Genomic DNA, 10,545 nt, shown 5'->3' on the forward strand with positions numbered 1-10,545 from the left:
TCCTCCTGGACTGATCTGTGCGGGCCCCGACGGGGCACGCACGCGTATGTGTTGTTACTTATTACAGGTCGAGCGTGGTCCAGCAAACGAAGAGAATTACTCTCCGTTGACCTTCGCGATGATTTCCTTCGCTACGTTCGCGGGAACTTCTGCGTACGAATCGAAGACCATGGAGTAGTTAGCGCGGCCCTGCGTCTTCGACCGAAGGTCTCCGATGTAGCCGAACATCTCCGACAGCGGAACCAGTGCCTTGACGATACGGGCACCGCTGCGTTCCTCCATGGCCTGGATCTGACCACGGCGGGAGTTCAGGTCGCCGATGACCTCACCCATGTAATCCTCGGGCGTGATGACCTCGACGGCCATGACGGGTTCGAGGATGACGGGGCTGGCCTTACGGGCGGCTTCCTTGAACGCTTGTGAGCCGGCGACCTTGAAGGCCATCTCCGACGAGTCGACGTCGTGGTACGCACCGTCGAGCAGTGTGACCTTGACGTTGACCAGCGGGTATCCGGCGAGAACACCGTACTGCATGGCGTCCTGTGCACCGGCGTCGACCGAGGGGATGTACTCCCTGGGCACACGACCACCGCTGACCTTGTTCTCGAACTCGTACGTCGCGCCGTCTTCGCCCTCGAAAGGCTCGAGCTTGATGATGACCTTCGCGAACTGGCCGGAGCCACCGGTCTGCTTCTTGTGCGTGTAGTCGTGCTTCTCGACCGTCTTGCGGATGGTCTCGCGGTACGCAACCTGCGGCTTGCCGACGTTGGCCTCGACCTTGAACTCGCGACGCATACGGTCGACGAGGATGTCGAGGTGGAGCTCGCCCATGCCGCCGATGACGGTCTGGCCGGTGTCCTCGTCCAGCTTCACCGAGAACGTGGGGTCCTCTTCGGCGAGCTTCTGGATGGCTGTTCCCAGCTTCTCCTGGTCGGACTTGGTCTTGGGCTCGATCGAGACCTGGATGACCGGGTCCGGGAAGCTCATGGACTCGAGGATGATCTGGTTCTGCGGATCGCAGAGCGTGTCACCCGTCGTGGTGTCCTTGAGGCCGATGACGGCGTAGATGTGACCGGCAGACGCGGTCGCGATCGCGTTCTCCTTGTTGGAGTGCATCTGGAACAGCTTGCCCAGACGCTCCTTCTTGCCCTTGGTCGAGTTGATGACCTGAGCGCCGGAGTCGACCTTGCCCGAGTACACCCGGACGTAGGTCAGCTTGCCGAAGAAGGGGTGCGTCGCGATCTTGAACGCGAGAGCCGCGAACGGCTCGTCTGCGGACGGCTTGCGAGTGATCTCCTTCTCCTCGTCGCCGACGGCGTGTCCGATGGTCTCGGCAACGTCGAGGGGAGACGGGAGGTAGTCGATGACCGCGTCGAGCATGGGCTGAACGCCCTTGTTCTTGAACGCGGATCCACACAGGATCGGGTACAGCTCGCTGTTGACCGTCATCTTGCGGATGGCGCCCTTGATCTCGTCGATCGTGAGCTCTTCGCCGCCGAAGTGCTTCTCCAGAAGCGCTTCGTCGGACTCGGCCACGGTCTCGAGCAGCTGCGTGCGGTACTCGTCTGCGCGCTCCTTGAGGTTTTCCGGGATCTCCTGGATCTCGTACTTCTCGCCGAGCTTGGTCTCGCCACTCCACACGAGAGCCTTCATCTGCACGAGGTCGATGACGCCCTCGAACTCGTTCTCTGCACCGATGGGCAGCTGGATGACCAGCGGCTTGGCACCGAGACGATCGATGATGGTCTGCACGGTGTAGTAGAAGTCCGCGCCGAGCTTGTCCATCTTGTTGACGAAGCAGATACGCGGCACGTCGTACTTGTCGGCCTGACGCCACACCTGCTCGGACTGCGGCTCGACACCTTCTTTGCCGTCGAACACTGCGACAGCGCCGTCGAGGACGCGGAGCGAGCGCTCCACCTCGACGGTGAAGTCGACGTGACCGGGGGTGTCGATGATGTTGATCTGGTTGTCGTTCCAGAAGCACGTCGTGGCAGCAGAGGTGATCGTGATGCCACGCTCCTGCTCCTGCTCCATCCAGTCCATGGTGGCTGCGCCATCGTGAACTTCACCGATCTTGTAGGAGATACCGGTGTAGAAGAGGATGCGTTCGGTAGTGGTGGTCTTGCCGGCATCGATGTGGGCCATGATGCCGATGTTGCGGACCTTGTTGAGGTCGGTCAGCACGTCCTGTGCCACGAGTTAACCCGCCTTGGTGTTGGAAGAGGTATTGCCTGAGCTGATCAACGCTCCGGCGGCATCGGAAAGTTCCGAATACCGCCCGAGCGAGGAGATCACCAGCGGTAGTGAGCGAACGCCTTGTTGGCTTCGGCCATCTTGTGAGTGTCTTCGCGGCGCTTCACAGCGGCACCGAGGCCGTTGCTGGCGTCGAGCAACTCGTTCGCCAGACGCTCGACCATGGTCTTCTCACGACGAGCGCGCGAGAACGTGACCAGCCAGCGCAGTGCCAGCGTGGTGGAGCGGCCGGGACGAACCTCGACGGGCACCTGGTAGGTGGCACCGCCGACGCGTCGGCTGCGAACCTCGAGGGCCGGCTTGACATTGTCGAGTGCACGCTTGAGCGTGACGACGGGGTCGGTGCCGGTCTTCTCGCGAGCCTGCTCGAGCGCCTGGTAGACGATGCGCTCTGCGGTCGACTTCTTGCCGTCGAGAAGGATCTTGTTGACGAGCTGCGTGACCAACGGCGATCCGTAGACCGGGTCGTTGATCAGCGGCCGCTTGGGTGCTGGGCCCTTGCGTGGCATATCAGCTCTTCTCCTTCTTGGCTCCGTAGCGGCTGCGAGCCTGCTTGCGGTTCTTGACACCCTGGGTGTCGAGCGAGCCGCGGATGATCTTGTAACGCACACCCGGGAGGTCCTTCACACGACCGCCGCGAACGAGCACCATCGAGTGCTCCTGCAGGTTGTGGCCCTCACCGGGGATGTACGCGGTGACCTCTACCGAGGTGGTCAGGCGAACGCGCGCGACCTTACGGAGAGCGGAGTTCGGCTTCTTGGGGGTGGTGGTGTACACGCGAGTGCACACACCACGGCGCTGGGGACTGCCCTTGAGGGCAGCGGTCTTCAGTTTCGCGACCTTGTCGGTGCGACCCTTACGGACCAGCTGGTTGATCGTTGGCATAAACCGGCTTTCTTCGTGTCGATAAACAGGGATCTAGCAGTTGGAGCAAGAGAACACTGCTCCTCACCCATGACGTCTCCGCGGGTCTCTTGCACCCCGCGGTCGGGTGTGTCGCATACCCCCACACGTCCAGCCGGTTGCGCGTTCTCGAGACGAACGTGCGCACGGCTGTACCTCGCATAGGCACACAAACGGTCCGGCCAGGCCGGACACGACCCATAACGATACCCGGCGGCGCGGCCTCGGGTCAAAACACCCTTCGCTCTGATACGCAACCTATCTGCTCAGGTTGAGTGTGAGGTCTGCCAGCTTCGCTGCCGCCTGGCAGGGATCGGGGTGTGCGACGCCCGGACGGTACTGCACCCACCACCCGAAGATGCCCGCCTGGTCCGCTCCGGCCGACACTCCGCACGAGTCCGGGTCGTTGGGCCGTTGGGCCTGTATTGCCTTGCGTCCCTGCACCGTTGTGTCGCTGACGGTGTACGTCATCTTCTCGTCGGCTGCCCGCTCGGCGGCCAGAGTGCCGGACTCGAACCAGTTGAACGTCACCTTCACGATGCCCGCGGAACCGATCAGATCCCATCGGCAGATCGCTCCGAAGAAGCCGCGAGCGATCTCGTCGGCTCCGGTGGCATCGGCAATCTGGTCGTCGGAGACGGCATCGCACTCGGTCAACAACTTGGTGAATTCTTGGTTGCCCGAGCCGGCGAAGCTCGCCGGCCGCGGCGTGCCCTCGACCGACTGAGAGCAACCGGCCGCGAGCAGCAGGGTCGCGGCGGCGGCGAAAACCCGTCTCGAAGTACTTGCTCGAGATTTCATTGCTTACGCTCCACGGTCAGCTTCGCCAGTTCGTTCCCGACGTCGCACGGCGGGCGCGCCGGGATCTGTTCGGAGTAGGTGACCGACCAATGGAAGAAGTCGTCGCCGAATTGCACACCGATCTCGCACAACGGGCCCTGCTCGGCTTCGAATCCGGGGTTGCCGTCGATGGCGATGTCCTTGGCCGGACGGCCGATCAGTTCGGACCCGGCGCGTTCGCGGCCGATCGGACTGCCGCGATACCAGGAGAAGCTGACACTCGGTCCGCTGATGGCCACGGTTTCCCACTGACAGCCGACGGAGTTGCGGGTGACTTGGGCAAACGGTCCGGCACCGAACGCGGCCTGCACCTCGGCGTCGCTGATCGATCCGCATTCGCCGAAGAACGGGCCGGGCTCGTACGCGGCCTTGCTCGTCGACGGCTCGGGCGCGGTATCGGCGGCGTCGGTATCCGAGCCACCGCAGCCTGCGATCAGCGCGGCGACCGCGGTGATCACCAGTGTCACTCGCTTCATGCCGTCCTTCGCGTGCTGGTCCGATGCTGCAGTTCGCGTCGCACCGAACCTACCAACCGAACAGGGCAGCGGTCATGTGCCGTGCACAGCGCGTCCTTGGACGTACACACCCACGATGGCCGGCTCTCGCATGGCCATCAGCAGGGCGAATAGGGTCTGGTCGCGGGCCAGCTCGGGGTCCTCGGCCCGCACGCCGTGGTCGACGGCTGCGGCCAGCTGCGGCCACGCGTCGGGATCGACGACGACGAAGTCCGCCTCTTTCCCCACGTCGAAGTTGCCGATGCGCTCCTCCATGTCGAGTGCACGTGCCCCGGCGAGCGTTCCGGTGAACAACAGTTCGGCCGGATGCAGCGACAGGCCTGCGTCTCCCGGTTCGGAGATGTGCACCTTGAACGCGTCGGCGAGCACCTGCGGTAGTAGCCACTCGTCACCGCCACCGAAATCGGACCCGATGGCGATGGTGACCCCGGCGGCGACGGTTCTCTTCCAGGGCATCGTGCCCGAGCCCAGGAACTGCTGCGACGTGGGACAGTGCGCGATGGACGTACCCGTCTCGGCCAACCTCGTCAGTTCTGCGTCCTCGCAGTGCACCGCGTGCGCGAGGATCGACCGTCGACCGAGCAGGCTCTTGCCGCCTACTTGCGAGCCCGGCAGGAACTTGCCGTCGTAGGTGTCCAGGTAACTCTCGACCTGGTACGCACCCTTGGTGGCGTCGATCTCGCCGGTGCCCGGTCGGTTGTTCTCGTTGAGGTGCGTGTGGAAGTAGACGCCTCTGCCGCGTACGGAGTCGTAGAGCTCGCCGAGGTTCCTCAGCGTGTCCGTCGTTACCGACAGTGAAAAACGCGGTACGACGGCGACGTGCAGCATCGCCGTGTCGACGTCGCCGGTATCGGCGGCGTGCCACTTCTCTATCTCCTCGGACACCAGGCGGATCGCCTCGTCCTCACTTGTGATCAGTGCGTGCGCCGACGCGGGGCCGGTGGTCTGGATCCCGCGGCCACTGACGATGCGCAGTCCGTGCTCGAGCGTCTCGGAGAACAAAGAATCCTGTGCGTGCGGGAATGCCGACCCGAACACCATGGCCTGCGTCGTCCCGGCGCGAATGCGTGCTGCGCAGAAGTCGCGCGCAGCGGCCGCCGCGAACTCCGGATCGGCGAAGCGCGACTCGGACGGAAAGATGCACGTGTTCAGCCATTCGAGCAACTGCCCGCCGCCGTAGGAATCGCCGGCATAGGTCTGTGGGAAGTGGATGTGCGTGTCGACGAATCCAGGCAGTAGGAAGCCGGGCCGATGATCGAACACATCCGAATGGGCGTAGTGCGTTGGTAGAGAATCGAACTCGCCGCAGTACTCGATCCTGCCGTCACCGCCGACCACGAGGGCACCGTCGGGAATGGACACCAACGCGGTTGCGGCCTCGAGCACCGTGGGCGAGCCCGCGATGTGAAAGATATGGCCACGGTGGACGCGTGCGGAATCGGAAGTCACGAGCCGACTCAAGCACAGGTCGATCGGAACTGCAGATCGTGCGCGTCTAGTGCGCTACCGCTCCTACGGCGGACAGCCGCGCGTTCAGCGAGGCATCGAGCACATCGGCCCAGGCTCGCACGATTTCGACGCGGCGACGCGCGTCGTCGGTCAGGACGTCCGCGAGACCGAGCCCACGCGCCAGGTCGAGCGTCGCCTGGACCAGACGGTGGGTGACGGGATCGTTGTCGTCGACTCCGAGGTTCTCGACGGCCATCGTGTGTGCTCGACGACCGAATCGCTCTTCGAGTGGGACGATCCGATCACGCAGTTCCGGATCGGCCGACGCCGCCGTCCAGACCTGCAGCGCCGCTTTGAACATCGGACCCGTGTAGTACTCGACGAGCCTCTCCACCACCAGTTTCGTTCGGCCGGGTCCGGGCGGAATCTCCTGTGCCTCGCGGCGAGCATGGTCCATCCGAGTGTCGAACATGTACTCGAGTGCCCCGGTGATGAGGTCCTCACGCGTCGGGAAATGGTGTTGGGTGGCACCGCGAGAGACGCCGGCGCGCTCGGCGACGACCCCGACCGTCGTTGCGCTCCAGCCCTGCTCGGCGAGCGAGTCGATCGTCGCCTCGAGCAGTCGCTGACGCGTCACCCTGCTGCGATCCTGCTTGGGTTCGCGCGCCATCACCATCTCCCTGCTCCTTCTCGACCTACTTTTCGGCAGCCCAGGACGGCGGCCTCTTCTCCAGAAAGGACATCATCCCCTCTCGGGCTTCCTCCGATGCAAACAACCTGGCCGATTGCTCGGCGACGGCCGTTCCGCGCTCGTCGATCTCGCGTCGGATCGCGGCGGTGGTGAGCTGTTTGGACTCGGCCAAGCCCTGCGGCGAGCACTTCCTGAACATGATCATGTAGTCGGCCACCGCGGCCGCGGGAACGGCGTCGGCCACGGTGACCAGACCGATCTCCTGGGCCGTGGCACCGTCGAATGTTTCCCCGGTGAGGAAGTATCGACTCGCCGCCCGGGAGGTCAATCGCGGCAGCACGGCGACGGAGATGACCGACGCCGCCAGTCCGAGGCGAACCTCGGTCAGCGCGAACGAGCTTTCCGGTCCGGCAATGGCGACGTCGCACGCCGCCACGAGCCCCATCCCGCCTGCCCGCACATGACCATCGATCTGTACGACGACGGGTTTCGGGGTGTCGATGATCAGCCGCATCAGATCCAGCATCTGCCGAGTCCGGAGCTCCGGCGACGCCCCGGCTTCCCGGAGATCTGCACCGGCGCAGAACGTCGTACCGGTGTGACCGAGCACGATCGTTCTGATGTCGTCGTCGTGCGCCGCAGCGATGAGGCCCGCTGTCAGCTCCTCGACCAACACCGACGACAGCGCGTTTCGGTTCTGCGGCGAATCCAACGTCAAATACGCTGTGTCCTTGCCCGACTCGACGAGAACGGCCATCAGTAGCTTCTCGGCAGGCCGAGCGAGTGCTGGCTCACGAAGTTCAGGATCATCTCCCGGCTCACCGGAGCAACGCGGGCGATACGGGCGGCTCCGAGCATCGCAGCCAATCCGTATTCACTGCTCAACCCGGCACCACCGTGGGTTTGGATCGCCTGATCGAGTGCCTTGATACTGGCCTCGGCAGCAGCGTATTTCGCCATGTTCGCGGCCTCGGCGGCACCGAAATCGTCGCCGGAGTCGTAGAGCACCGCGGCCTTCTGCATCATCAATTTCGCCAACTCCAGCTCGATCTTGCACTGCGCCAACGGGTGCGCCAAGCCCTGGTGAGCGCCGATCGGCGTCTTCCAGACCGTCCGCTCGTTGGCGTATTTGACCGCCGCGTCCAGAGCGTATCGACCCATACCGACAGCCATCGCAGCACCGAGAATGCGCTCGGGGTTCAGTCCGGCGAACAACTGCATCAGGGCAGCGTCGGCCTCACCGACGAGTGCCTCGGCAGGCAACCGGACGTCGTCGAGGAACAGCACGAACTGATGATCGGGCTCGACGATGTCCATCTGCATCTGCGTCTTCTGCAGTCCCGGAGCGTCGGTGGGCACGATGAACAGGGCAGGCTTGAGCTTGCCGGTCTTGCTGTCTTCCGTTCTGGCAACGATCAATACGGCGTCGGCCTGATCCACGCCCGAGATATAGATCTTGTTGCCCTTCAAGATCCATTCGTCACCGTCGCGACGCGCCGTGGTGGTGATCTGGTGCGAGTTGGATCCGGCGTCGGGCTCGGTGATGCCGAACACCATGATCTTGGAACCGTCGGCAAGGGCGGTGAGCCACTCCTGCTTCTGGTCCGGCGTGCCGTACTTGCCGATGATGGTGCCGCAGATGGCCGGACTGACGACGACGAGCAGTAGACCGGCACCGTGCGCAGCCAACTCCTCCTGCACGAGCGCAAGTTCGTAGATGCCTGCGCCTCCGCCGCCGTATTCCTCGGGCAGATTGACCCCGAGGAAGCCGAGCTTGCCCGCCTCGTTCCACAGTTCGGTCAGTGGCTCACCTTTACGCGCCTTGGGCAGCACGTAATCGATGTAGTTGTAGCGCTTGCCCAGTGACGAGACTGCGTTGCGCAGACCCTTCTGCTCTTCGGTTTCGATGAAACTCATGGTTGCTCCACTCCGTTATCGGTGACGACTGGCGTGTCGGTGACTACTGCCAAGACCTGTCCTACCTCGACTTGCTGACCCTGCTGCACGTTCAGTTCGGTGAGCACACCATCGGCGGGTGCAGTCACGGTGTGCTCCATCTTCATCGCCTCCAGCCACAGAATGGGCTGGCCCGCGGTGACGGTATCTCCCTGCGCAGCAGCAATTCTGATGACGCTGCCCGGCATCGGCGCGAGCAGTGATCCGGCCGCCACCTCGTCGGTGGGGTCGGTGAACCTCGGTGCCCGAGCCAATCGAACGGGGCCCAGGGAAGAATCCACGAACACGTCGGACCCGTAGGTGCTCACTGCGAAGATACGACGAATACCGTTGTCGTCCAACGTCACCGAGGTCGGTGTGTGCTCCACCAGTTCGACACCCTCCACCGAGGAGGTGAGTCCGCTGCGTCCGATCGAGTATTCGACGGTGATGTCGTTGTACGTCTTGCGCTGCGGTTGCGACCGGAGATTGCGCCAGCCGCCGGGTAGACCCCGGTTCACCCGAGCTCGCGAGACGTTGCTCGCCGCGTCGGCCAAGGCAGCCGCGAGCGCCGACAGTTCCTCGGCCCGGCCCTGCGCAAACGGCTGAGCCAGGACATCGAGGCCGTGCGTGTCGAAGAAGGCTGTATCGGTGTCGCCCGCCAGGAACGCCGGATGGCGCAGAATGTTGACCAGCAGATCGCGATTGGTCTTCAGGCCGTGAATGGTGGCGTTCTGCAGTGCTTTCGCCAACAGAGTCGCCGCTCGGTCCCGCGTCGGGGCGAAGGAGATCACCTTGGCGAGCATGGGGTCGTACTGCGTTCCCACCACACTGCCCGTCTCGACGCCGGAATCGACTCTGATGTATCCAGCTTTGTCCGACACCTCGAACTGCGCACCAGGGATTTCGAATCGGTGCACGGCACCGCTCTGCGGCTGCCAGTCCTGAGCCGGATCCTCGGCGTACAGCCGAACCTCGATCGAGTGTCCCCGTGTCGTGGGCTGTTCGGCCGGTAGCCGCTCCCCCGCCGCAACCTGGATCTGCAGCGCAACGAGATCCAGACCCGTCGTGCATTCGGTGACCGGATGCTCCACCTGCAGGCGGGTGTTCATCTCGAGGAAGAAGAAATTTCCCTTTTCGTCGGCGAGGAATTCGACGGTCCCTGCACCCTCGTAGCCGATGGCCTCGGATGCCAGTGTGGCTGCTTCGAAAAGCTTCTCGCGCATGCCGTCGATGCGTTCGACGAGCGGCGACGGAGCTTCCTCGACGACCTTCTGGTGCCTGCGTTGGATCGAGCATTCACGCTCGCCCACCGTCCACACCGTGCCGAATCGATCGGCCATGACCTGAACTTCGATGTGCCGCCCGGTTTCGATGTACCGCTCGATGAACACCGTTCCATCGCCGAAGGCCGAGAGGGCTTCTCGTCCGGCTGCCTCAAGCTCCGACTGCAGTGCATCGAGACTGCGGACGATGCGCATCCCCCGACCGCCGCCGCCCGCGGAGGCCTTGATCAGTACCGGTAGCTCGTTCTCGGTGACCGACTCGGGATCGAGTCGAGTCAACACCGGCACTCCGGCGTCGGCCATCATCTTCTTGGACTCGACCTTCGAGCCCATCGATTCGATGGCCTTGACGGGCGGTCCGATCCAGGTCAACCCGGCGTCGAGAACTTGCCGGGCGAATTCGGCGTTCTCGGAGAGGAATCCGTATCCCGGATGGACCGCGTCGGCTCCGGCCTGCACCGCGGCGGCGATGATCAATTCTCCGCGCAAGTAAGTCTCGGACGGGCTCTGCCCAGGCAGACGCACAGCGGAGTCCGCCTCACGCACATGGGGAGATGCCGCGTCGGCGTCGGAGAAGACCGCGACGGTATCGATGCCCTCCGCGCGGCAGGTGGTGAAGACGCGTCGGGCGATTTCGCCGCGATTGGCCACGAGGACTTTGTTCAGCATG

The 10,545-nt window shown here is 63.9% G+C and carries 10 protein-coding genes; all 10 read right to left on the reverse strand.

Annotated elements, in window-relative coordinates:
• Window positions 1-96: 96 nt before the first annotated feature.
• The 10 genes from fusA to K414_RS0123530 all read right to left on the reverse strand — a co-directional run bounded on the left by fusA (window position 97) and on the right by K414_RS0123530 (window position 10,544).
• Window positions 97-2,199: an elongation factor G gene (gene fusA / locus K414_RS0123485; RefSeq protein ID WP_027498159.1), complete on the reverse strand. Its 2,103-nt coding sequence runs from the start codon at window positions 2,197-2,199 to the stop codon at window positions 97-99.
• A gap of 95 nt (window positions 2,200-2,294) precedes the next feature.
• Window positions 2,295-2,765: a 30S ribosomal protein S7 gene (gene rpsG / locus K414_RS0123490; RefSeq protein WP_003941856.1), complete on the reverse strand. Its 471-nt coding sequence runs from the start codon at window positions 2,763-2,765 to the stop codon at window positions 2,295-2,297.
• Between the two features lies 1 nt (window position 2,766).
• A complete protein-coding gene (gene rpsL, locus K414_RS0123495; protein ID WP_027498160.1) occupies window positions 2,767-3,141 on the reverse strand; it encodes a 30S ribosomal protein S12 in 375 nt (124 codons plus the stop codon).
• 276 nt (window positions 3,142-3,417) lie between these two features.
• Window positions 3,418-3,960 carry a DUF3558 domain-containing protein gene (locus tag K414_RS0123500; protein ID WP_027498161.1) on the reverse strand — a complete coding sequence of 181 codons (543 nt, stop codon included), beginning with the start codon at window positions 3,958-3,960 and terminating at the stop codon, window positions 3,418-3,420.
• Window positions 3,957-4,475: a DUF3558 domain-containing protein gene (locus K414_RS0123505; protein ID WP_027498162.1), complete on the reverse strand. Its 519-nt coding sequence runs from the start codon at window positions 4,473-4,475 to the stop codon at window positions 3,957-3,959. Before K414_RS0123505 ends, K414_RS0123500 begins: the two co-directional genes overlap by 4 nt.
• Window positions 4,476-4,547: 72 nt before the next feature.
• Window positions 4,548-5,963 carry a guanine deaminase gene (locus K414_RS0123510; RefSeq protein WP_027498163.1) on the reverse strand — a complete coding sequence of 472 codons (1,416 nt, stop codon included), beginning with the start codon at window positions 5,961-5,963 and terminating at the stop codon, window positions 4,548-4,550.
• A gap of 46 nt (window positions 5,964-6,009) precedes the next feature.
• Window positions 6,010-6,633 carry a TetR/AcrR family transcriptional regulator gene (locus K414_RS0123515; protein ID WP_027498164.1) on the reverse strand — a complete coding sequence of 208 codons (624 nt, stop codon included), beginning with the start codon at window positions 6,631-6,633 and terminating at the stop codon, window positions 6,010-6,012.
• 25 nt (window positions 6,634-6,658) lie between these two features.
• Window positions 6,659-7,411 (reverse strand): enoyl-CoA hydratase family protein, encoded by a 753-nt coding sequence (locus K414_RS0123520; protein ID WP_027498165.1) that lies wholly within the window; start codon window positions 7,409-7,411, stop codon window positions 6,659-6,661.
• Entirely contained in the window at window positions 7,411-8,571 is a 1,161-nt protein-coding gene (locus K414_RS0123525; protein ID WP_027498166.1) for an acyl-CoA dehydrogenase family protein, read from the reverse strand. The genes K414_RS0123520 and K414_RS0123525 overlap by 1 nt, the downstream gene beginning before the upstream one ends.
• Window positions 8,568-10,544: a biotin carboxylase N-terminal domain-containing protein gene (locus tag K414_RS0123530; protein ID WP_027498167.1), complete on the reverse strand. Its 1,977-nt coding sequence runs from the start codon at window positions 10,542-10,544 to the stop codon at window positions 8,568-8,570. Before K414_RS0123530 ends, K414_RS0123525 begins: the two co-directional genes overlap by 4 nt.
• Window position 10,545: the final 1 nt, after the last annotated feature.

It is taken from the genome of Rhodococcus sp. JG-3 (assembly GCF_000482405.1).
GTDB classification, from domain to species: domain Bacteria; phylum Actinomycetota; class Actinomycetes; order Mycobacteriales; family Mycobacteriaceae; genus Rhodococcoides; species Rhodococcoides fascians.

What these genes read in the sequence shown, in the direction of transcription:
- K414_RS0123505 (WP_027498162.1), bottom strand. Translation starts at nt 4,475, where the DNA reads ATGAAGCGAGTGACACTGGTGATCACCGCGGTCGCCGCGCTGATCGCA.
- rpsL (WP_027498160.1), bottom strand. Translation starts at nt 3,141, where the DNA reads ATGCCAACGATCAACCAGCTGGTCCGTAAGGGTCGCACCGACAAGGTC.
- K414_RS0123530 (WP_027498167.1), bottom strand. Translation starts at nt 10,544, where the DNA reads ATGCTGAACAAAGTCCTCGTGGCCAATCGCGGCGAAATCGCCCGACGC.
- K414_RS0123500 (WP_027498161.1), bottom strand. Translation starts at nt 3,960, where the DNA reads ATGAAATCTCGAGCAAGTACTTCGAGACGGGTTTTCGCCGCCGCCGCG.
- K414_RS0123520 (WP_027498165.1), bottom strand. Translation starts at nt 7,411, where the DNA reads ATGGCCGTTCTCGTCGAGTCGGGCAAGGACACAGCGTATTTGACGTTG.
- rpsG (WP_003941856.1), bottom strand. Translation starts at nt 2,765, where the DNA reads ATGCCACGCAAGGGCCCAGCACCCAAGCGGCCGCTGATCAACGACCCG.
- K414_RS0123515 (WP_027498164.1), bottom strand. Translation starts at nt 6,633, where the DNA reads ATGGCGCGCGAACCCAAGCAGGATCGCAGCAGGGTGACGCGTCAGCGA.
- K414_RS0123525 (WP_027498166.1), bottom strand. Translation starts at nt 8,571, where the DNA reads ATGAGTTTCATCGAAACCGAAGAGCAGAAGGGTCTGCGCAACGCAGTC.